This is a genomic window from Streptomyces sp. NPDC050546, assembly GCF_044457425.1.
GTDB lineage: Bacteria > Actinomycetota > Actinomycetes > Streptomycetales > Streptomycetaceae > Streptomyces.
In genome coordinates, this window is sequence record NZ_JBITGX010000005.1 from 84,818 (window position 1) to 107,739 (window position 22,922).

The 22,922-nt window shown below is 68.5% G+C and carries 13 protein-coding genes and 1 pseudogene; 5 read left to right on the plus strand and 9 right to left on the minus strand.

Annotated elements, in window-relative coordinates; translation table 11 throughout:
- Position 1 precedes the first annotated feature (1 nt).
- From pulA to ACIBK5_RS14180, 7 genes are all read right to left on the minus strand, one after another.
- Complete coding sequence (pulA, locus tag ACIBK5_RS14150; protein WP_399019346.1) at positions 2-5,404, minus strand: pullulanase-type alpha-1,6-glucosidase; 5,403 nt, start codon at positions 5,402-5,404, stop codon at positions 2-4.
- 153 nt (positions 5,405-5,557) lie between these two features.
- Positions 5,558-6,970, minus strand: a complete 1,413-nt coding sequence (locus ACIBK5_RS14155; RefSeq protein ID WP_399019348.1) for a glycoside hydrolase — start codon at positions 6,968-6,970, stop codon at positions 5,558-5,560.
- Positions 6,971-7,128: 158 nt separating this feature from the next.
- A complete protein-coding gene (locus ACIBK5_RS14160) occupies positions 7,129-8,502 on the minus strand; it encodes an alpha-amylase family protein (RefSeq protein ID WP_399019350.1) in 1,374 nt (457 codons plus the stop codon).
- A gap of 119 nt (positions 8,503-8,621) precedes the next feature.
- Positions 8,622-10,313 carry a glycoside hydrolase family 13 protein gene (locus tag ACIBK5_RS14165; RefSeq protein ID WP_399019352.1) on the minus strand — a complete coding sequence of 564 codons (1,692 nt, stop codon included), beginning with the start codon at positions 10,311-10,313 and terminating at the stop codon, positions 8,622-8,624.
- A 254-nt stretch (positions 10,314-10,567) separates the two neighbouring features.
- Complete coding sequence (locus ACIBK5_RS14170; protein WP_399019354.1) at positions 10,568-11,485, minus strand: sugar ABC transporter permease; 918 nt, start codon at positions 11,483-11,485, stop codon at positions 10,568-10,570.
- 13 nt (positions 11,486-11,498) lie between these two features.
- Positions 11,499-12,503 carry a carbohydrate ABC transporter permease gene (locus ACIBK5_RS14175; RefSeq protein WP_399019356.1) on the minus strand — a complete coding sequence of 335 codons (1,005 nt, stop codon included), beginning with the start codon at positions 12,501-12,503 and terminating at the stop codon, positions 11,499-11,501.
- A gap of 127 nt (positions 12,504-12,630) precedes the next feature.
- Positions 12,631-13,899, minus strand: coding sequence for an extracellular solute-binding protein (locus ACIBK5_RS14180; RefSeq protein WP_399019358.1), 1,269 nt, complete (start codon positions 13,897-13,899; stop codon positions 12,631-12,633).
- Positions 13,900-14,300: 401 nt separating this feature from the next.
- On the opposite strand from ACIBK5_RS14180, the gene ACIBK5_RS14185 reads away from it, so the two are divergent.
- Positions 14,301-15,335, plus strand: a complete 1,035-nt coding sequence (locus tag ACIBK5_RS14185; RefSeq protein WP_193477606.1) for a LacI family DNA-binding transcriptional regulator — start codon at positions 14,301-14,303, stop codon at positions 15,333-15,335.
- A 96-nt stretch (positions 15,336-15,431) separates the two neighbouring features.
- Entirely contained in the window at positions 15,432-16,313 is an 882-nt protein-coding gene (locus tag ACIBK5_RS14190; RefSeq protein ID WP_399019360.1) for a phosphatase PAP2 family protein, read from the plus strand.
- On the opposite strand, the gene ACIBK5_RS14195 is transcribed toward ACIBK5_RS14190, so the two are convergent.
- Complete coding sequence (locus ACIBK5_RS14195) at positions 16,310-19,318, minus strand: bifunctional [glutamine synthetase] adenylyltransferase/[glutamine synthetase]-adenylyl-L-tyrosine phosphorylase (RefSeq protein ID WP_399019362.1); 3,009 nt, start codon at positions 19,316-19,318, stop codon at positions 16,310-16,312. The genes ACIBK5_RS14190 and ACIBK5_RS14195 overlap by 4 nt on opposite strands.
- Before the next feature lie 157 nt (positions 19,319-19,475).
- Between ACIBK5_RS14195 and ACIBK5_RS14200 the strand changes: the two genes are divergently transcribed.
- On the plus strand, positions 19,476-19,988 hold the full coding sequence (locus ACIBK5_RS14200; RefSeq protein ID WP_399019364.1) for a pyridoxamine 5'-phosphate oxidase family protein: 513 nt from the start codon (positions 19,476-19,478) through the stop codon (positions 19,986-19,988).
- A gap of 62 nt (positions 19,989-20,050) precedes the next feature.
- A complete protein-coding gene (locus ACIBK5_RS14205) occupies positions 20,051-20,497 on the plus strand; it encodes a VOC family protein (RefSeq protein ID WP_399019365.1) in 447 nt (148 codons plus the stop codon).
- 95 nt (positions 20,498-20,592) lie between these two features.
- Here the strand turns inward: ACIBK5_RS14205 and ACIBK5_RS14210 are convergent.
- Positions 20,593-20,679, minus strand: a pseudogene (locus ACIBK5_RS14210) (glutamine synthetase); the annotation flags it as partial.
- Between the two features lie 357 nt (positions 20,680-21,036).
- Between ACIBK5_RS14210 and ACIBK5_RS14215 the strand changes: the two are divergent.
- Positions 21,037-22,890 (plus strand): pentapeptide repeat-containing protein, encoded by a 1,854-nt coding sequence (locus tag ACIBK5_RS14215; protein WP_399019367.1) that lies wholly within the window; start codon positions 21,037-21,039, stop codon positions 22,888-22,890.
- Positions 22,891-22,922 lie beyond the last annotated feature (32 nt).

The following is a 22,922-nucleotide window of genomic DNA, read 5'->3' on the forward strand; positions in this document are numbered from 1 at the left end:
GCTATTCGGCGGCCCGGGTGAAGACGGCGACCGTGCGCCCCGGAACGGCGAACGTGCCCGATTCAGCCGCGTAGGAGGACGACTTGACGGTAGGGTCCGCCCCCGCCGCCTGCACCGGGTGCAGCCGGTAGCCGGTTCCGGCGACCGCGGTGACCCGCTGTTCCTGGCGCTCTGGTGTGGCGTTGAAGACGACGACGAGATCGCCGAGCCGCATGGTGATCACGCCGGGGGTCTCGTCCTTGCCGGACAGCGGGAAGGAGAGCCGGGACCGCACCTGTTCGGCCGTGCCGAGGGAGAAGTCCTTCTCCGTGCCGCGGATCCGCAGCAGGTCGCGGTACGCCGCCGAGGCGCCCTCGATCTGCTCGCAGCCCACCGCGACCCTGCTCAGCAGGGGTTTGGCGTACGGCCACTTGTCGGCGTTGTCGGCCGCCGGGGGCAGGCCGCGGCCGAAGCCGTTGCCGTCCGCGCAGTTCCAGTGGACGGCGTTGAACCAGTCGCCGCTGTCGTAGGAGTTGCGGTCCAGGGACTTGGAGCGCAGCAGGTCGGTGCCCGCCTGGGAGAGGGCCGGGCCCTGGGAGAGGGTGGCCGTCGCCATGGCGAGGACCTGCATACGGGCGCGGTCGGAGGCGCTCGTCGTGGCGGGCAGTTTGAAGGCGAGGGCGTCGAAGAGGGACTCGTTGTCGTGCGCGTCGGCGTAGGCGAGGGCGTCGCCGGGGGCGTCCGCGTAGCCGGCGGGGGCGCCGTTGTAGTCGACGTCGGCGCCGGTGACCTCCCTGCCGTCGGTGTCGGTGAAGCGGTAGCCGGCGAGGTTGCCGGAGAGGCCGACCTTGATGAGGTCCTGGTAGTGCAGCAGGCGGGCCTTCTGTTCGGCCGGAGTGCCGTTGTGCTGCGAGGAGTTGGGGTCGGTGTAGAGGCCGGACGCGAAGCCCTGGACGCCGGGGTCCTCGTCGAAGGGGCCGCCGCCGCGCACGGCGTCGCGGGCGCGGTCGGAGAAGGTGGCGATGCCGGTGCCGGCCATGTTCTTCTGCGTGGCCTGCTCGAACCGGGCGTCGTCGGCGATCTCGCCGAAGTTCCAGCCCTCGCCGTAGAGGATGATCTTCTTGCCGTCGACGCCGTCCTTCTCGACGGTGAGCGCGTCGAGGGCCTTGCGGACCGCGAGGATGTTGGCCTTCGGGTGGTGGCCCATGAGGTCGAAGCGGAAGCCGTCGACCTTGTACTGCCTGGCCCAGGTGACGATCGAGTCGACGACGAGCTTGCCCATCATGGCGTTCTCGGTGGCCGTGTTGGCGCAGCAGGTGCTGTTCGCGACCGAGCCGTCGGCGAGGAGCCGCTGGTAGTAGCCGGGCACGATCCGGTCGAGGACGCTCGTCCGCTCCTGGCCGCTCGCCGCGGTGTGGTTGTAGACGACGTCCATGACGACCCGCAGTCCGTCGTCGTTCAGCGCCTTCACCATCCTGCGGAACTCGACCGTGCGGGCCGTGCCGTCGGGATCGGTGGCGTAGGAGCCCTCGGGGACCGTGTAGTGGTACGGGTCGTAGCCCCAGTTGTAGGCGTCCTTCGCGGCGATCTTCCCTACGCACTCCTGCTGCTTGTCGGAGTCGGCCGGGTAGGCGGCGAGGTCGCAGTCGACTCTCGCCTGGTCGGCCTTGCGCTCCGGAATGGTGGCGATGTCGAAGGCGGGCAGCAGGTGGACGTACGAGGTGCCCGCCTTCGCCAGCTCGCGCAAGTGCTTCGAGCCGTCGCTGTCCTTGTCGGCGAAGGCGAGGTAGCTGCCGGGATGCTTCGCCGTGCGGTCCTCGACGGAGAAGTCCCGGATGTGCAGCTCCTGGATCTGGGCGTCCCTCAGCGCTACGGCCTCGGGCTTCTTGTACGACGACCAGCCGGACGGCTTCAGCGTCTTGTCGTCCAGGTCCACGACCAGGCTGCGCTCCGAGTCGGCGGTGAGGGCCAGGGCGTAGGGGTCGGTGACCTTGTTGGTGACGACCTCGCGGGTGCTGGGGGCCCAGACCTTCACGACGTAGCGGTAGGGCTTGCCCTTCCAGGACTTCGGGCCGGTGACGGACCAGACGCCGGTGGTGGCGTCGCGTTTCATCGGCGCGGTGGAGTCGCCGATCTCCAGGGCCACCCGCTGAGCGGTGGGCGCCCAGACGGACAGCGTGGGGCGGCCGTGGGAGAACGTCGGTCCCAGGTCTGCCCTGGTCGCGCCTGAGTACAGATCGTCGAGGACCCCGGCGATCTGGACACCGGTCGCCGCGAGGACGGCTCCGGTTGCCGCGTGCTGCGTGGCGACGACCTGGCCGCGCAGGGCCTCGCGGACCCGGTCGCGGTCGCGCGGGTCGACGGTCCAGGCGTCGTACGCCTTCAGGTGCGGGAACCTGGCCTTCTGGGCGGCGGTGAGCTCGGTCTTCGCCAGGCGCAGCCACTTGGCGTCACCGGTCAGGGCGCGGTCCTTGACGGCGATCGAGCCGTCGCGGGCATAGAGCAGCTGGGTGGAGGCGGCGGCGTCGGAGCCGTTCCAGGCGAGGGTGTTCCGGTCGATCCAGACCGCCTTGGACGTGGTCAGGTCGAGCGCGGCGGCGGCCCCGGCCGGCTGCGGGAGCAGGTACTTCTCCTGGCCGCTCAACAGCCACACCTCGTGGCCGTTCGCCTTGAGGTCGAGCGACTGGTCGGAGGGCAGGTCCTTCTCGTCGCCCTTGTGGAGGATGTAGCTGAGGCTGGTGGCACCGTCGGTGAGCGGTACCTCGAAGACCGCACCATAGGTATCAGTCTTGACCGGCTTGAGGGGGTTCGACCAGTCGGTGGGGTTCGCGGCGCCGGTCCAGACGTGCAGGCCCCAGCCGTCGTGGTTCCCGTCGGCGCGGTGGTAGTGCAGGACGGCCTTGGTCCTGTCGGGTGCCGGGTAGTCGGCGGCCGGCTTCTCCGTGCGGACGGTCTCCTCGCCCTGCTCGATCCAGACCTCGCCGGTCTTGGTGACGTCGATCGTGCGGTCGGCGGAGACGTCCTTGTCGCCGTCCTTGTCGATGACGAGGAAGTTCACGTTCGAGGCACCGGGCTTGAGCTTGACATGGGCGAAGGCGCCGTAGGCGTCACGGCCGGTGAAGGGGTGGCTCTTCGGCCATTCCGTGGCCTCGCCCTCGGCGAGGTCGCCCCAGGCGTACAGGCCCCAGTCGGCGTAGTTCCCGTCGGCGCGCTTGTAGTGGACGATCGCGTAGTCGCGGGAGGCGGCGCCGGGCGGCTCCTCGACGGGCGGGGTGCCGGTGGTGGAGGCGGCCAGGGCGCTCGCGGTGCGCCCGGCCGAGTCGACCACGACGGCCTTGTAGCGCAGGGCGGTGCCGGGCGGTACGTCCTCGGCGACGGTGTGGGTGACCTTGTACGGGGCGTGGTCGGCGGAGCCGAGGGTCCGCCACTTGCCGTTGCCGGTCTGGGCCGCGAAGACGACCCGGTTCAGCTGTCCCCCTTCGACATCGGCGGACAACTCCACGGTTCCGGTGGCGCCCGCCGCCGGGGCCTTCAGGGTGATCGTCGGCTTCGTGGCGGGCTCGGCGAGCTTGCCGGCCGCCTTGAGGACGATCGCCGACCCGGCCGGGACGGTGACCGTGAGCTTCTTGGCCCCGTCACTCCTCAGGGCGGCGTCGGTGCCGTAGACACCCCTGAAGGCCATGCCGGCCGAGCCGGTGGCGAAGGTCGCGGTCTTCTTCTCGGCGGCGTTGTTGAAGGCGACGACGTACTCGGTGCCGCGCCTCGCGTCCGTGCGCGAGAAAGCGTAGACGCCCGGGCCGTCGGCCGCGTAGCGCTGCTGCTGGACGCCGTCGGTGAGGGCCGGGTTGGCCTTGCGGAGCTTGGCGAGGGCGCTGATCCGGCGGTAGAGCGGCGCTCTCGTGTCGTAGGCGTCCTCGGCGTGGGTACGGTCGGTGCCGATCTGCTCGTCGTCGAGGTAGTCGGCGGTGCGCGAGGCGAACATGCTCTGCCGGGCGTCCTTGTCACCGCCCGCGCCCGTGAAGCCCTGCTCGTCGCCGTAGTAGACGACGGGATTGCCGCGGCTGAGGAACATCAGCTCGTTGGCGAGCCGGTCCTTGGCGAGGATCTGCGCATCGGTGGCCTTGGGGTTGTCCTGCTTCAGGAAGGTCCCGATCCGGCCCATGTCGTGGTTGCCGAGGAAGGTGACCTGCTCGTAGGCGTTCGCCTTGCCGGTCGTGTACTTGTAGTCGTCGCCGAAGACGCCCGCGAGCTGCTGCGCGCTGCCGCCCTGCGAGGCGTACTGACGGGCCGCCTCCTGGAAGGGGAAGTCCAGCGTGGCGTCGAGCCGTCCCTGGGTGACGTACGGGGAGGTGACGGCGGTGTCGGCCGAGTACACCTCGCCGAACATGAAGAAGTCGTCACGCCCCTGCCTCGCCGCGTAGGCGTCGAGGGCGGTGGCCCACTGGGTCCAGAACTCCAGGTTGACGTGCTTCACGGTGTCGATCCGGAAGCCGTCGATGTCGAAGTCCCGCACCCAGCGCTGGTAGATCTTCTCCATGCCGCCGACGACCTCGGGACGCTCGGTCCACAGGTCGTCGAGCCCGGAGAAGTCGCCGTGCTCGGAGCTCTCACCGGCGAAGGTGGAGTCGCCGCGGTTGTGGTACATCGTCGGGTCGTTGAGCCACGACGGGACCTTGTTGTTCTTGACGACCTTGGGTGTGCGCGGGAAGGAGCCGCGGTCGACCTCGGGGAAATCCCGCCGCCCGTCCGCGTAGTCCGCGTCGTCGAAGGGCTCGCCGTCCTTCGTCAGGTACGGGAAGGCGCCCTTGGAAAGGTAGTCGTAAGACTTCTCCTCATAGTCGACGACATCGGCCGTGTGGTTGGTGATGACGTCGAAGAAGACCTTCATGCCCTTGGCGTGGGCCTTGTCGATGAGGGTCTCGAGGTCCCTGTTGGTGCCGAAGTGCGGGTCGACCTGGGTGAAGTCGGTGATCCAGTAACCGTGGTAGCCGGCGGAAGCGTTCGCTCCCGTCCCCTGCACGGGCTGGTTCTTGAAGATCGGGGCCATCCAGAGGGCGGTGGTGCCGAGGCCCTTGATGTAGTCGAGCCTCTTGGTCAGGCCCTTGAGGTCGCCGCCCTGGTAGAAGCCCTTGTCGGTGGGGTCGTAGCCGGTGGACAGCCGCGAACCGGTCAGGCCGCCCTTGTCGTTGCGCGGGTCGCCGTTGGCGAAGCGGTCCGGGAGGACGAAGTAGAACTGCTCACGGGTCGCGTCGTGCCGGGCGGGCTCGGCGGCGAGCCTCGCGTCGGACGGGGGCGCCGGCGGCGTGGCCGCTTCGGCGGCGAGAGGCTGGACGAGTGCTGCGGCCAGCGCGGTGGCGGTGACCGCGGCGACCCGTCCGGCACGGGAGGTTCGGCGCCTTGAGGGCGCACGCCATCTCGGTATCACTGACGTGGACTCCTTGCGATTGCGGCTCTCACGGGTCCGACCCCGCGCGACCGTATCGCCGCCGAAACGCTTACAGCAAGAGTCCTGAAAGCATCGGAAAGAACTTTCAACAACTGGAGTTGGCCCTGCGTCAGCAGAAGCGCACCGTGTCTCCTATCGCTGGAGGGTGTAGGTGACGAGCGAGCGGGCCGGAACCGTGGCCTTCAGCGAGCCGCCCGTGACCGGCACGGCCGACTGCCGGGCCATGCTCTGGGAGCCGTTGGTGAGGTACGGGGTCGCCGTCCCGGCGGTGAAGCCGAGGTTCCGCAGGCCGAACGAGACCGGCGTGGCGCTGCCGGCCGCGTTGAGCGCCACGACCGTCACGGATCCGTCGGTGTTGCGGAACGCCGACAGCCTGAGGTTGCCGTCGGACGTGGTGGCGCCGATGCGGGTGGCGCCGGGCCGGATGAAGCGGCTGTAGTTCGCGAGGGCCCACAGGCGCTTGGAGACGTGGTAGTTCGCACCGTCCATCTGGATCAGCCCACGGGTGGCACCGGTCGAGGCGCCGTACCAGTACACGTAGCCGCTGGTGTTGCCCTTGGTCAGGGCGTCGTGCACGGCGGAGGCGACGGTGAGACCGTCATAGCCGCTGCCGTCGTCCCACGCCTCGTTCCAGGTGGTGCCGTCGGGCGACCACTCCGACATCCAGGTCCGCTTGCCGGTCGGCAGCGGCCCGTCGACCTTGCTGGCATAGGTGTGGCCGGCGTGGGTGTCGACGAAGCCGCGGGCCGTGGCGTCGGCCTCGATCGCGCTGGTGTAGTTCTTCTGCTGGTTCCAGCCGAAGGAGTCGCAGCAGACGACCTGGTAGCCGCCCGCTCTCGCCACCGGGCCGAAGACCTTGGTGAACTCCACGGCCTGGGCGGGCGTGAGCCGCATGGAGTCGTAGGTGGCCGTCCAGTCGGGCTCGTTGGTGAACCCGAGGTCGTTGATCCGGATGCCCTCCTGGGCGTAGAACTTCGCGTACTGGACCAGGTAGTTCGCGTACGCCTTGCGCCAGTCGCCGCTCGCGCAGCTCGCGCCCGCCAGGCCGCACAGGGTGCCGCCGTTCGCGTCGGTGCCGTTGGTCTTCATATAGCCGGGGGCCGTCCAGGCGTCGGCGTAGAACCGGTTCACGCCGTACGCCTTGGCCTGCTGGGCGAGCCACACCTGGCCCTTGTCGTCGCGGTCCCACACGTACTTGGGGGTCGCGTTCGGCCCGCCGGGGTCGGTCGGCTGGATGCCCGAGTCGATGCCGAGGCGCAGGATGCTCAGCCCGACGCCGGTGCTGCGGCTGAACAGCAGGTCGAGGATCTCGCGTTGGCGCTGGGCGGGCAGGCCCTGTGAGCCGCGCATGATCTGGGCCCGGCCGAAGTGCTCGGAGATACCGAAGCCGTCGATCGGCTGGTGCCGGGTGGAGCCGTCGATGGTGGCGGTGGCGTCCGCCCTGGTGGGTGCCGCCTCGGCGGTGACTCCGGCGGTCGCGAGCAGCACCGCGAGAGAGGTGACCGTCCACGTTCTGAGCCTGCGCAGCGTGATCCGTCCCGTCATGGGAGCGCTCCCAGTGGTATGAGGTCGCCCCTCGGGGTTTCCGAGGGGCGAGTGTTCGAGATGCTGAACAGCGTTCAGGGAGTTGCCACTGTGGAGGGAACGTAGGGCAGCGTTCCGGGAGCGTCAATCCCTCACGCACCGCACCGGGGCGCTCGCGCTCAGCAGTTCGACCGGCCCGCGTGGAGGGCGAGAGCGGTGTTCGCGCCGAGGGTGGCGGTGAACTGGCCGGCGGAGTCCACGGTCACGGTCGTGTTGTTCTGCACGTTGCAGTACGTCCCCGCCGGCAGCGAGGTCTGGTAGGTCCGGCTCAGCGCGCCCGGCTCGTGGTTGATGGCCACAAAGCCCTTGCTGCCCCGCCCGAAGGCGATGGCGTCGCCCCCGTTGTCCCACCAGTTGGTGACGGCCTCGCCCCGCGTGGCGTTGCGGAAGCCGACCATCGACCTGATCTCCAGCCAGTTGTGCTGGCACTTCCAGCCGTCCTGCCAGCAGGCGTTCACCTGGCCGCCGCCGGGCGGGCCGGCGTCGTGGTCGGAGAACTCGTAGCCGGAGTTGATGTCCGGGGCGCCGTAGGGCCAGGCGAGCATGAAGACGTTGGCCAGGGTGTAGTTGGCGTTGTCCTTGTAGCTCAGCGTGGAGCCGTTGCGCTCGGTGTCGTGGTTGTCGACGAAGACGCCGGAGACGCCGCTGCTCATATAGCCCCAGCCCTCGCCGTAGTTCTTCAGATAGGCGAGGTTCTCGTTGTTGAAGACCCGCTTGAGGTCGTAGGCGTAGCGGAACTCCTGGACGTCGCCGTTTCTCGTGTACTCGGTGGGCTGGACGGCTTCGCCGGAGCCGTAGATGACCTCCTGCTTCCAGTACACCGACGGGTTGCTCAGCCGGGACTTGATGTTCGCCAGGTCGGCCGTGTCCATGTGCTTGGCCGCGTCGACACGGAAGCCGTCGACACCGAGGGAGAGCAGGTCGTTCATGTACCCGGCGATCGCCCCGCGGACGTAGTCCTCGCCGGTGTCGAGGTCGGAGAGGCCGACCAGTTCGCAGTGCTGGACGTTCCAGCGGTCCTGGTAGTTGGTGATCTGGCCGGTGCAGTCGTCGAAGTCGGGCGCGGAGTACAGACCGGGGTAGTTGTACTTGCTGTACGACGAGCCGCCGGTGCCGGTGCCGCTGCCCGCCGCCATGTGGTTGACGACCGTGTCGGCGACGACCTTCACACCCGCCGCGTGGCAGGTGTTCACCATGTTCCGGAAGGCCGTGCGGTCGCCGAGCCGGCCGGCGATCTTGTAGCTGACCGGCTGGTACGACGTCCACCACTGGGAGCCCTGTATGTGCTCGGCGGGCGGCGAGACCTGGACGTAGCCGTAGCCGGCGGGCCCGAGGGTGTTGGTGCACTCGCGGGCGACGGAGGCGAAGTTCCACTCGAAGAGGACGGCGGTGACGTCCTTGGTGCCAGGTGGGGAGGCCTGGGCGCTGGTCGGGTTCATGACAACCGAAGCGGCGGCGAGCGCGACCGCGGCGGCGAGGTATCTGCGTGCCATGTGGGGTTTCCTTCTTCGTTGAAGGTTCTTGCAGCAAGGTTCAGAAACCTTGCGGTGACGCAGATAGTAGAGGCCCGCCGCCCGAAAGGGCAGCGGGCCGTACGAAATTCAAAGGAAAATCAGGCGCGGTCCCCCGCGGTCGCCGTGGTCCACCACACCGTGCTGTCGGCCGGCACCTTCGCCTCGTCGTCGACCAGGACGACCTCGCCGCTCGCGACCAGCACCCGGCCGTACGCCGGCATCGCCACCGACTCCCCGGTGGTGTTCGCGACGCACACGAACTCCCCGCGCCGGAAGGCGAGCACGCCCTCGGGCGCCCGCAGCCACTCCACGGACGTACCGGCGCCGAGGTCGGGCTGCTCGCGGCGCACGGCGAGCGCGGCGCGGTACAGCTCCAGGGTCGAGCCCGGCTCCCCGGTCTGCGCCTCGACGCTCAGCTCGCCCCACCCGTCCGGCTGCGGCAGCCAGCTGCCGCCGTCACCGAAGCCGTACGACGACCCGGTCCGGGTCCACGGGATCGGCACCCGGCACCCGTCGCGGAAGCCGTCCTGGCCGGCCCCCCGGAAGTACGCCGGGTCCTGACGCACCTCGTCCGGCAGGTCGACGACATCGGGCAGCCCGAGCTCCTCGCCCTGGTAGACGTAGGCCGAGCCGGGCAGCGCCAGCATCAGCAGGCTCGCGGCGCGGGCCCTGCGCAGCCCCAGCTCCCGGTCGCCGGCCAGCCGGATCTGGGTGCCGAGCCCTGCCGGGTTGGCGAAGCGGGTGGCGTGCCGGGTGACGTCGTGGTTGGACAGGACCCAGGTGGCGGGGGCTCCGACCGGACGCATGGCGTCCAGGGTGCGGTCGATGACCTCACGCATCTCCGCTGCGTCCCAGTGGGTGCTGAGGTACTGGAAGTTGAAGGCCTGGTGCAGCTCGTCCGGGCGGACGTAGTGGGCGGTGCGCTCGATCGTCGGCGTCCAGGCCTCGGCGACGAAGATCCTCTCCCCCGCGTACTCGTCGAGGACGAGCCGCCACTGCCGGTAGATCTCGTGCACGCCCTCCTGGTCGAAGAACGGCATGACATCGTTGCCCAGCAGCTTCACCTGGTCGTGGGATCCAAGGTCGGGCAGCCCCTCCGCCTTCACCAGACCGTGCGCGACATCGATACGGAAGCCGTCGACGCCCATGTCCAGCCAGAAGCGCAGGATGGAGCGGAACTCGTCGCCGACCGCCGGGTGCTCCCAGTTGAAGTCGGGCTGCTCGGGGGCGAAGAGGTGCAGGTACCACTCACCGGGTGTGCCGTCGGGCTCGGTGACCCGGGTCCACGCCGGGCCGCCGAAGATCGACTCCCAGTCGTTGGGGGGCAGTTCGCCGGTCTCCCCCTTGCCGGGGCGGAAGTGGTAGCGCTCCCGGAGCGGGGAGCCCGGGCCCTCGGCGACGGCCCGCTTGAACCACTCGTGCTGGTCGGAGGAGTGGTTCGGGACCAGGTCGACGATGATCCTGAGGCTCAGCTCGTGGGCGTCGCGGATCAGCGCGTCGGCGTCCAGGAGGTTGCCGAACATGGGATCGACGGCCCGGTAGTCGGCGACGTCGTAGCCGGCGTCGGCCTGCGGCGAGGCGTAGAAGGGGCTGAGCCACACGGCGTCCACGCCGAGGTCGCGCAGATACGGCAGACGGGTGCGGACACCTTCCAGGTCGCCCATGCCGTCGCCGTTGCTGTCGGCGAAGCTGCGCGGGTACACCTGGTAGATCACCGCGTCCCGCCACCAGTCGCGGCGCTTGACGACGGTGGGGGTCATGGCAGGGGCGGCGGAGTGCTGCTGGCTCATGTCGTCCTTGATGCGGTGGGGGTCCCCCCGCTCGAGCGGGTTCGAGAGTGGGGGAAGAGGTGTGGTCATGTGAGACGTGGGGTGCGGTGACGAGGTGGCCGCGGTACAGCGGGGTCGGATGGGCACCGCGGCCACCTCGGGCTTCTGGAGGGCGGTTGGGCAGCGCCCCCAGGGGCGCGGGGAACTGCGCGACCAGCGACGACGGCGCCGCAGCCGAGCGACGGCCCGTACCGGCTCGACCAGCGGAGCGTGTGTCACCCCTTGGTGCCACCGGCGGTCAGCCCGGTCACCAGGTTCTTCTGCACGAGGTAGAAGAAGATGGCCGCCGGTATCGCGATCAGCACAGCCGTCGCGGCCATCAGATTCCGCTGAGCGTCATGCTCGCTCACAAAGGTCTGCAGACCGACGGCAAACGTGTACTTGTCGTCGCTCAGCATGAACGTCGAGGCGAACGCGACCTCACCGAAGGCCGTGAGGAAGCTGTAGAACGCCGCGACCGCGAGGCCGGGCTTCGCGAGCGGCAGGATCAGCCGCGCGAACGTGCCGAAGGGGGTCAGCCCGTCGACGCGCCCGGCCTCGTCGATCTCGAACGGGATGGTGTCGAAATAGCCCTTCATCAGCCAGGCGCAGTACGGCACGATCGTGGTGCAGTTGACAAGGATGAGACCAAGGTAGCTGTCGATGAGCTGGAGATCCGAGAGGATCTGGTACATCGGCACGATCAGTACCGCGATCGGGAACATCTGGGTGACCAGCAGCACCCACATCAGCTTCCGGTAGCCGGGGAAGCGCATGCGGGAGACCGCGTAGCCGGTGGACGCCGCGACGACGACGCCGATGAGCGTCGTGCCCAGCACCACGACCAGTGTGCTCGTCAGCCAGTCGAAGAAGCTCGTGTCCTGGAGGACGAACGCGTAGTTGTCGAGCGTCATCTTGCTCCAGATGCGCCCGGGGTGGAGGTAGTCGTCCTTGTCCGGGCCGAGGGACAGGAAGACCAGCCAGGCGATCGGGAAGAGCGCGGTCAGGCTCGCGCCGATCAGCACGGCGTGCGAGGCGAGGGAGGCCGCGCGGCTGTTCTCGCCACGGCGGCGGCCCTTGCGCGGGTCGCCCGCGGGGCGCCGCTCGCCGGCCGGGGCGGAGGTCTCGACGGTGGTCGCACTTGTCGTACTCATGGGAACTCCTGCCTCAGATCGCGAGCTGCTGCTCGTTGCGGTTAAGCCAGCGGCGGTAGAACGAGGTGAAGACGATCAGAAGGGACAGGAGCAGGATTCCGTACGCGGCGGACTGGGCGTAGTCACGCGGCTGCTGACCGAAGCCCAGCTGGTAGGCCCAGGTCACGAGGATCTGGGCGTCGGGGGCCGTGTTGCCGAACAGCAGGAAGATGATGGCGAACTGGTTGAAGGTCCAGATCACGCCGAGGAGGACGACCGTGGTGCTGACGGACCTCAGGCCGGGCAGAGTGACGTAGCGGAACCGCTGCCAGGCGTTGGCCCCGTCCATCTCGGAGGCCTCGTACAGGCTCGCGTCGATCGACTGCAGTCCGCCGAGCAGCGAGACCATCATGAACGGCACACCGCACCAGGTGTTGACCATGATCGCGGCGAACCGCTGCCAGAAGGTGTCCTCCAGCCACGACGGCGTCGGCAGGTGCAGCAGTTCCAGGCCGGAGTTGATGATGCCGCCGTCGGCGAGCATGAACCGCCAGCCGAAGACGGTGACGAAGGTCGGCACCGCCCAGGGCAGCACCAGGATCATCCGGTAGAGGGTGCGGCCGCGCAGCTTCTGGTCGAGCAGCAGCGCGAGTCCGAGGCCGATGCCGTAGTGCAGGGCGACACAGGCCGCCGTCCAGAAGACCGTCCACAGGAAGTGCGACCAGAAGCGGTCGTACGCCGTCGGGCCCCACAGGATGTCGGCGTAGTTGTCCAGGCCGATGAACTTGTAGGTGGCGTCGATCTCGTTGACGCCGATCGTGCGGGCGGTGTTGAGGCTGGTGGCGTCGGTGAGCGTGAGGTACAGGCCGTACGCCAGCGGGTACAGCACGAGGACGCCGAGGACGATCGCCACCGGGGCGACCATCGCGTAGGCGTACCAGTGCTTGTGGAAGCCGTTCTTCAGCCGCTGGGCCGGCCCGGGGCGCGGTTCCCGCTCACCGCGCCGCTTGCCGGTCGCTCGGTCGATGACGACTGTCATGGTTCGACACCTTCTGGAGGTTCAAGGAGGTCAGGGAGGCCAAGGGGAGCTGCCCGGGCTCAGGCGCAGGCGCGGGCGGTGGCCGCCGGATCCCCTCCCCCCGGGGGATCCGGCGGCCACCCGGCGGTCACTTGGAGAAGTCCGGCACCAGCTTGGTGATGGCGGTCTCGGCGTCGCCGAGGCCCTTGTCCAGGGACTCCTTGCCGCCGGCGATCTCGATCAGCTCGTCGTCCAGCGGGCCCCACAGGGAGCTGTACTCGGGCAGCGCCGGACGCGGCTGGGCGGCGGACAGCACGCCCTGGTAGCCGGCGATGCCGGGGTCGGCCTTGACCTCGGCGGTGTAGGCGTCCTCGCGGGTGGGGAGCGTGGAGTTCTTCAGCGCGATGGTCTCCTGGGCCTTCGCCGAGGTCATGAACTTCACGAACTTCAGCGAGGCCTCCTGGTGGGCCTTGTCCGAGCCCGCGTACACGGAGAGGTTGTGGCCGCCGGTCGGGGCGCCCGCCTTGCCGGTGGAGCCGGCCGGGACGGTGGCGATGCCGAGGTTGTTCTTGTCCTTGAAGGCGGAGCCCTTGTAGAAGTTCGTGATCTCCCACGGGCCCTGGACGATCGAGGCGACCTTGCCGCTGACGAACGCCTCCTGGATGTGGGCGTAGGCGTCCGCGGTGGTGTCGGCCTTGTGCAGGCCCTTGCCCTTGAACAGGCCCTGCCAGGTGCCGTAGCCCTTCTTGGCCTCCGGCGAGGTGACGGTGATCTTCTTGGCGGCGACGTCGACGGTGTCGGCGCCCTCGCCGTAGAGGAAGCTCTGCGCGTAGTAGGCCTGGGTGGAGCCCCAGTAGCCGTCGACGCCGGTCTTGTCCTTGACGGTGGCGGCGGCCTTCTTCAGGTCGTCCCAGGTCTTGGGGGCCTCGACGCCGGCCTTCTCGAACAGGGCCTTGTTGTAGACGAGGGCGAGGGTGTCCGTGGTGAAGGGGACGCCGTAGGTCTTGCCCTCGTACTTGGCCTGCTCGATCAGGCTGGGCTGGAACTTGTCCTGCTCGGCGAGGGCCTCGGTGCCGTCGAGCGGTGCGAAGAAGCCCTTCTTGGCGAAGGCGGGGGTCCAGCCGACCTCGGAACGCAGCACGTCGGGGGCGCCCTTGGAACCGGCGGCGGTGTCGAACTTGTTCTGCGCCTGGTCGAAGGGGACGTTGACGTAGTTGACCTTGATGTCCTTGTGGGCGGCCTCGAACTCCTTGACGAGGGCCTTGTACGTCGGCGCCTCGTTGGTGGCGTTGGAGGTGTCCCACCAGGTGATGGTGACCGGGCCGCCGGCCTCGCCGCCGCTGTCGCTTCCGCCGCACGCCGTCGCCGCCAGGGCGAGGGACGCCACCAGCGCGGTGGCCGCTATGCCACGCCGCATGAGTTCTCCTTGAGGGTCAGCCCGTTCGTGCTGCCGACTGCGCCGTTGGCCGCCGGGCGTCGGTGAGATTAGCCGCGCTTCAAGGACTTGCGAAAGACCTTGCAGCAAAAAGTTGCAAGCGGTGTGGATGGTTACCCCGCCGTGACCTCGCCTCAGCCCCTGCGGGACCCGGATTTCCGGCTGTTCGGCGGGGACTCGGACAGCTGTGCAAGACTCTGCAAGCACTTGCCATCCGCTTCCGTCGGGGGAATCATCCGTTGCGGATCGGACGCCGGCCACGACCTCTTCTCGACCTTTTGGGGACCGCGATGACCCAGCAACCCGCCGCCGGCCGTGGAACGGCACGCACCAGGCGTCCCGTCGGTGCGCAAGGAGAACCCCGGCCGCTACAGTCCGGTGCTGTGACCACACGGCTTGCCGACATCGCCGCCCAGGCGGGGGTGAGCGAAGCGACCGTCAGCCGCGTCCTCAACGGGAAGCCGGGCGTCGCCGCCACCACCCGCCAGTCCGTGCTGGCCGCCCTCGACGTGCTGGGCTACGAACGCCCGGTGCGCCTGCGCCAGCGCAGCGAGGGCCTGGTGGGCCTGATCACCCCGGAGCTGGAGAACCCGATCTTCCCGGCCCTGGCGCAGGTCATCGGCCAGGCGCTGACGAGGCAGGGCTACACCCCCGTCCTCGCCACCCAGACCCCGGGCGGCTCCACGGAGGACGAGCTCACGGAGATGCTCGTCGACCGGGGGGTCGCCGGCATCATCTACGTCTCCGGGCTGCACGCGGACACCACCGCCGACATGCAGCGCTACGACCGGCTGCGCGCGCAGGGCGTGCCGTATGTGCTGGTCGACGGCTTCTCGCCGAAGGTGCAGGCGCCGTTCATCTCCCCCGACGACCGCGCCGCGATGAGCCTGGCGGTCACGCACCTGGTGTCCCTGGGGCACCAGCGGATCGGGCTGGCTCTGGGGCCTAAGCGGTTCGTGCCGGTGCAGCGCAAGATCGAGGGGTTCGTGCGCACGATGCAGGACCAGTTGGGCCTGGGTGCCGAGGCCGTCGAGTCGGAGCTGGTCCAGCACTCCCTGTACACCCTGGAGGGCGGCCAGGCCGCGACCACGGCGTTGATCGAGCGGAACTGCACGGCTGTGGTGTGCGCCAGCGACATGATGGCGCTGGGCGCGATCAGGGCGGCCCGGCAGCTGGGCCTGGACGTGCCGAAGGACATCTCGGTGGTCGGCTTCGACGACTCGCCGCTGATCGCCTTCACCGACCCGCCGCTGACCACGATCCGCAAGCCGGTGCCCGCGATGGGCCAGGCCGCCGTCCGCACGCTGCTGGAGGAGATCGGCGGGACTCCGGCCCCCCACAGCGAGTTCGTGTTCATGCCCGAGCTGGTGGTGCGCGGTTCGACCGCTTCGGCACCGGGGGATCGCGGTCGTTCCTGACGTCGTGGCCTGATCTCGCCGTAGGGAGAACATGCGCCCCGGGCCTCGCCGGGGGATGATCGGTGGGGAAGTCCTTTTCTGGCAGACTTTGTGCCTATGGGTGATACGACCGTGACGAAGCCGGAAGGCCGGGAATCGGCCCTTCCGCAGACCGTTACGGCCGAGAGCGACCCGGGTTCGCCACGCCGGCCGCGCACCCCGCGCCGGCCCCGGTTCTGGTTCGAGATCCTGCTGATCGCGGTGAGTTACTGGACGTACTCACTGATCCGCAACGCCGTGCCCGAGCAGAGGGGCGAGGCGCTGCGCAACGCCGACTGGATCTGGAAGGCCGAGCACCAGCTGGGCATCGCCGTGGAGGAGTCGGTCAATCACGCCGTGAACGCGGTGACTTGGCTGATCATCGGCATGAACTACTACTACGCGACGCTCCACTTCGTGGTGACGCTGGGTGTGCTCGTGTGGCTGTTCCGTCGCCATCCCGGCCGGTACGCGGCGACCCGGCTGGTGCTGTTCGCGACCACCGCCGTCGCCCTGGTCGGCTACTACCTGTATCCCCTGGCGCCCCCGCGCCTGATGAACGGCAGCGACTTCATCGACACCGTCATGGTCCACCAGACCTGGGGATCGATGGCCTCCGGCGATCTGAAGCACATGTCCAACCAGTACGCCGCGATGCCGTCGATGCACATCGGCTGGTCCCTGTGGTGCGGCCTGACGATCTTCGCGCTGGCGACGGTCCCCTGGGTGCGGGTGCTGGGCCTGCTGTACCCGACGCTGACCCTGGTGGTCATCGTCGCCACCGCGAACCACTTCTGGCTGGACGCGGTGGGCGGCCTGCTCTGCCTGGCCTTCGGATTCACGGTGGCGAGGCTCTGGTACGGCACCCTGCCGTACGCGCTGCCACGCCTGGTACCAGCGAAACCCACCTCGCCCCGGCACCGGGCGCGGGTGAGGGCCGGCCGGGGGCCGTCGGACTAGCGCTCCGCCGCCCCGTAGAACAGTTCCTCCACCACGCCCCGTGCTCTGCGTGCCGTGCGGCGGTACGCGTCGAGCATGTCGCCCGCGTGGCCGGGGCCGTAGCCCAGGTAGCGGCCGACGGCGGCCAGTTCTCGGGGCTCGGTGGGGAACGTGTCGCCGGCCCGGCCTCGGACCAGCATCACCGCGTTGCGGACGCGGGTCGCGAGGACCCAGGCCTCGTCCAGGGTCGCGGCGTCCTCCTCCGTGATCAGCCCGGCCGTGCGGGCGGCGGCCAGGGCCTCCCGGGTGCGGGTGGTGCGCAGGCCCGGCTCCGCCGAGCCGTGCCGCAGTTGCAGCAGCTGTACGGTCCACTCCACGTCGGACAGACCGCCCGGGCCCAGCTTGGCGTGCAGTTTGGGGTCGGCGCCGCGCGGCAGCCGCTCGGACTCCATACGGGCCTTGAGCCGCCGGATCTCGCGGACGGCCTCGTCGTCGAGCCCGTCCGCCCGGTAGCGCAGCGGGTCGATCAGTTCGATGAACCGGCGGCCCAGGTCCTCGTCCCCGGCGACGGGCTCGGCCCGCAGCAGCGCGTGCGACTCCCACGTCAGGGACCACCGGCGGTAGTACGCCTCGTACGATTTGAGGGTCCGTACGAGCGGCCCGGACTTGCCCTCGGGGCGCAGGTCGGCGTCGATGAGCAGGGGCGGGTCGGCGCTGGGGATCTGGAGCAGGCGGCGCATCTCGGAGACGACCCGGTTGGCGGCCTGCCCGGCCTCCTGCTCGTCGACGCCGTCCCGCGGCTCGTGCACGAACAGCACGTCCGCGTCGGAGCCGTAGCCCAGCTCGTGCCCGCCGAAACGGCCCATGCCGATGATCGCGAACCGGGTGGGCAGGCTGTCGCCCCAGCCCTCCCGCACCACGGCCCGCAGCGTGCCGGCGAGCGTCGCCGCCGTCAGGTCCGACACCGCGCCGCCGACCTGGTCCACCAGCGCGCCCTGGTCGGCCTCGGCGGGCTGCTCCTCGGTGCCGTAGGAGCCGACGATGTCGACGGCGGCCGTACGGAACAGCTCGCGGCGGCGCACCCCACGTGCGGCGGTGACCGCCTGAGCGGCCCCGTCGGCCCGTTTCACGGCGGCGAGTATCTCCTGCTCCAGATGGGTGCGGGAGCGCGGTTCCAGACCGCCGCCGTCCCCGTCGCCGAGCAGCGCCACCGCCTCCGGGGCCCGCATCAGCAGGTCGGGCGCGAGCCGCCCGGCGGACAGCACACGGGCGAGGTTCTGCGCGGCGGCGCCCTCGTCCCGCAGCAGCCGCAGGTACCAGGGCGTCTTGCCGAGGGCGTCCGACACCTTGCGGAAGTTGAGCAGGCCCGCGTCCGGGTCGGCGGAGTCGGCGAACCAGCCCAGCAGGACGGGCAGCAGGGTGCGCTGGATGGCGGCCTTGCGGGTGACGCCGGAGGCCAGCGCCTCCAGGTGACGGAGGGCGGAGGCCGGGTCGGCGTAGCCGAGGGCGACCATGCGCTCCCGGGCCGCCTCGGGCCGGAGCCGGGCCTCTCCGGAGGCGAGTTGGGCGACCGCGTCGAGCAGCGGCCGGTAGAACAGCTTCTCGTGCAGCCGGCGTACGACGGTGGCGTGCCGCCGCCACTCGCGGTGCAGGTCGGCGACCGGGTCTGCGCGCAGGCCGAGGGAGCGGCCGATGCGGCGCAGCTCGGCCTCGTCCTCGGGTACGAGATGGGTCCGCCGCAGCCGGAACAGCTGGATCCGGTGCTCCATGGAGCGCAGGAAGCGGTAGGCCTCGTCGAGCTGGGCGGCGTCGGCCCGGCCGACGTAGCCACCGGCGGCGAGGGCCTTGAGCGCGTCGAGGGTGGTGCCGCTGCGCAGCGAGGTGTCGGTCCGGCCGTGCACCAGCTGGAGCAGCTGCACGGCGAACTCGACGTCCCTGAGGCCGCCCGGGCCGAGCTTGAGCTGGCGGTCGACCTCGGCGAGGGGGATGTTCTCCACGACCCGGCGGCGCATCTTCTGCACGTCGGGGACGAAGTTCTCGCGCTCGGCGACCTTCCACACCAGGGGCTGGACGGCGGCGACGTACTCCTCGCCGAGGTCGAGGTCGCCGGCCACCGGGCGGGCCTTGAGGAGCGCCTGGAACTCCCAGGTCTTGGCCCAGCGCTGGTAGTAGGCGAGGTGGCTGGAGAGGGTCCGTACGAGCGGACCGTTTCTGCCCTCGGGCCGGAGGTTGGCGTCCACGGGCCAGATGGAGCCCTCGACCGTGGTCTCCGAGCAGATCCGCATCATGTGCGAGGCGAGCCGGGTCGCGGCCCGCACGGCCTTGGTCTCGTCGGCCCCCTCGGTGGCCTCCCCCACGAAGATGACGTCCACGTCGGAGACGTAGTTGAGTTCGTGACCGCCGCACTTTCCCATCGCGATGACCGCGAGCCGGCACAGGGCGGCGTCCTCGGGCGCGGCCGCCTCGGCGAGACCGAGGGCGGCGCGCAGGGTGGCGGTGGCGAGGTCGGCGAGCTCGGCCGCGGACTCGGCGACACCGGTCGTGCCGCACACGTCCCGAGCGGCGATGGACAGCAGACAGCGCCGGTAGGCGACGCGCAGGGAGACCGGGTCGGTGGCCTCCGCGAGGCCGGCCTCGAACTCCTCCACCCCGGGGTGGAGGTCGTACGCCTCGTACATGACGAGCGCCTGCCAGTCGCCTGGGTGCCGGGCGAGGTGGTCGGCGAGGGCGGTGGAGGCGCCGAGCACACCGAGCAGCCGGTCGCGCAGCGGCTTGGCCGCGATCAGCGTGTCGAGGAGTTCGCGGCGGGCGCCGGGGTTCGGCTGGGCCTCCAGCAGCCGGACGAGGCCGAGCAGCGCGAGATCGGGGTCGGCGGTCCCGCCCAGCGCTTCCAGCAGCACCGGGTCGTCGCGCAGGGGCACGAGCTCGGCACTGTCCAGGAGCCGTTCGGCGGCGGAGGCGTCGGTGAAGCCGTGCCGCAGCAGCCGTGTGAAGGTACTGCTTCTGCGCCCCGGCGCCGCCGTCATCCCGGGCCTCCCTCGGACTCGCCTCGTGCTTCTTCGGTCTTCTTCGGATCAAGGTCGTACGGGCTCGAGCCTAGTCGCAGACCCTCGGTCAGGCTCCGATGAGTTCGGCAGGCGGACGCGGTCTGCCCTGTGACGGCGAGACGCCAGGAGGACGCTCATGACCACCACACGACCCCAGACCACGCTGGATCCGCGCTACAGCGACGCGACGGCCACCGCGACCGACTGGCAGGAGGCCGAAGCACGGCTCACGGCGGCGGAGCTGTTCTGGATCACGACGGTACGACCGGACGGGCGCCCCCATGTCACCCCACTGCCCGCGATCTGGTCGGACGGCGCCCTGCACTTCTGCACGGGCCCGGAGGAGCGCAAGGCGAGGAACCTGGCGGAGAACCCGCACGTCGTGCTCACCACCGGCACGCCCATGTGGGACCAGGGCTACGACCTGGTGGTGGAGGGCGAGGCGAGGCGCGTGACCGACGACGCCCGGCTACACGAACTGGCCACCGCGTGGGAGACGAAGTACGGCAGTTTCTGGCACTTCGAGGTACGGGAGGGCTATTTCCACCACGGCGCGGGACACGCGGCCGTCTACGCGGTGGCGCCGCGCACGGTTTTCGGCTTCGGTAAGGGGGAGCCGTTCAGCCAGACGCGGTGGCGGTTCGCCTGAGCCGTGGTCCACAGCCCGACGGATGCCTGACGAAGACGGATGCTTGACGAAGGAGTCACGCCATGGACTTCACTCTCGAAGTGATCCCGCTGCCGGTCACCGACATCGACCGTGCCCGGGACTTCTACCGGGACAAGGTCGGCTTCCACGTCGACATCGACCAGGAGGTCATGCCCGGGATGCGGATCGTCCAGCTGACCCCTCCGGGTTCCGGCTGCTCGATCGCCCTCGGCGAGTCGATCTGGCAGATGACACCGGGCCCCACCCCGGCCCCCGGCTCGTACCAGGGCCTGCAGCTGTGCGTCGCCGACATCAAGGCGGCCCACGCGGAGCTCGTCGAACGCGGCCTCGACGTCTCGGAGCCGGTCCAGTACGCCCCGGACGACGGCGCCACGTTCATGCACTTCACCGACCCGGACGGGAACGGCTGGGCGGTCCAGGAGTACCGCCGCCGGGCGACGGAGCCGCTGCACCAGCTGCTGGCAGACCTCAAGCGACAGGGGGCGTGACCCCACCGGGCGCCGCAGGAACGGACGAGGGGCCGACGGTCCGTGACCATCGGCCCCATCCGCCGTGTCCGGGGGCAACCCCGCGCTGACCTGTCCTACAGCGCCGGCAGGTTCTTCCGCAGCTCGAAGGCCGTGACCTCGCTGCGGTACTCCTCCCACTCCTGCCGCTTGTTGCGCAGGAAGTGACGGCTGCCCGGACCTACCTCGCGCGATTGACATGGGCGCGGCGCTGACCTGCGGTCGGCCGGTCGTCATTGGTCATCGTTGGTTGCTGTGGGCCACCCTCGGACGGCCCACAGACGGCCCAGGCTTACGACTCCAAGCGGTCTGCATCGGCTTCCTAGCTGCACAGCAGGTGTGCTGTAAGAAGCCTGTCTGCACGCTGCACTACACGTAGGGGTGGCGTGTACAACGTAAGGGTGACTGCACCGACTTGGCCCACCTGCGCTCTGAACACCGCTGACTGCCGAGGAGTTTCGGTCGCCCCGTATGACCGATGCTTTGCTCACCTCTCCCCCGACCAGCGATCTTCCTTCTTCTTGGAGCTCGACGAAGGAAGCAACATCGATTTCCGAGGTACAACGTTCACGCAGGAGTTGCTCACTGATCTGTTGTCCGCGCTGCGCCACCGCCCCCAGGAAATACATCTCAGTAGTGCCGAGTTCCTCTCGACAGTCGACTTTTCCGGAATGGTTTTCCAAGGGGCTTGCTGGTTCGACAATGCCGTATTCCACGCTTCTGTAAATTTCCAGGGCGCATCCTTTCAATCATCAGCATGCTTCCTGAGAAGCCGGGTTGAAGGCACGGCAAGCTTCACCGGAGCCCACTTAGGAGACATCGACTTTTCGGGAGCATACTTCGAATCGGCTAACTTCTCCGGAATCGCACAAACGGGTTCCTTGAACTTTAGCGAAGTCACATTCAACGACTTTGTAACCTTCGAGGGGTCACAGATTAAGGCAGCCACGTTCCATAAGGCCGAATTCGGACAGGGGAGATTTTGGCGCGCCGACTTCACGACTTCACCACGCTTCTCCGAGGCTAATTTTCTGAACCATGCAAGCTTCGAAGGGGCGCACTTCCGCGATGGCGCAGACTTCTCCAAGGCCAGATTCGCAGAGGTCACCTTTGAAGATGCTACTTTCACAGGCGTGGCCATGTTCGTCGAAACCACGTTCAAATCCGGCAACTTCGCAAGAGTGACGTTCACTCATTCGCTAGTATGCAATCTGGCCTACGCTACAGAAGCACTAAGCTTCGGTTCATGCACTTTCATGGGACACTTCGTAGGTCCAGTACGTGCTCAAACCATCTTCATGGCGAACGTGGTCTTCCAAAAAACTGTGCGCATCGAAGCGGCAACCGAGTATCTAGATCTCCATAGAGCACGATTCGAAGCTCCCGCAGCCTTTCACGTACGGCACGCCGTCGTCGAAGTAGCAGACGCGCATCCTAGCTTTCCCATCACAATCGCCTCCCATAACGAGTGCTTCACCTCAGGCACGACACAGCTTCGGGAGGACTTCAGCCAAGGGGAGAGCGCACTCGGAAAGGTCAAGAGCGTAAGGGGCCTGGATGCCGCATTGATAGTTCTTAAAGACATTGACCTACGCCAATGTACTTTCGAAGGCACCTATCACCTTGACCAAATCAGCCTGGAAGGTAGGTGCAGATTCTCCTTTCCCCCGCAAGAGATAAAATGGGGGAAAGCATGGATGCCCGTGCGCATATGGACCCTAAGAAAGGTGCTGGAAGACGAGCGCGCATGGAGAGCTACAGCCCCCGACTCTGCACTGGATAGAAGCGGCTGGGGGGACTCCATCACGCCAAACGGGATTGCCGACTCGCAAGACATATCCGCAACCTATAGACAGTTGCGAAAGGCGCTAGAGGACAGCCTAAACGAACCTGGAGCGGCAGACTTCTATTACGGCGAGATGGAAATGCGGAGACGCGATCGCGAGATATCTCGCAGCGAACGCGGACTGCTGCATGTCTACTGGGCACTTTCTGGTTACGGCCTGCGTGCTTCACGTTCGATTGGATGGCTCCTCTCAGCAATGGCGCTGACTGTCCTACTCATGATGGGCTGGGGACTCCCCGGAGCCTCACCCAAGCAAGAAGCGTCAGGAATTATCCGCCCCCCGGGCGAAAAGACCACGCTCGTCGTAGACAAGGCTGACCCTGCCCTCACACTCCCCTTTAAGGAGCGGTACTCCGGAAAGCGACTAGAAAAGGCGGGACAGGTGGTGCTTAATTCTGTGGTTTTCCGATCTAGCGGCCAAGACCTAACGACTGTGGGAACTTGGATCGAGATGATATCCCGCTTCACTGAGCCGATCCTGCTTGGATTCGCAGCATTGGCCATCAGAGGGAGAATCAAACGGTCATAGCCGCGAATTTCCCGGATGCTTGGAGGATGGGT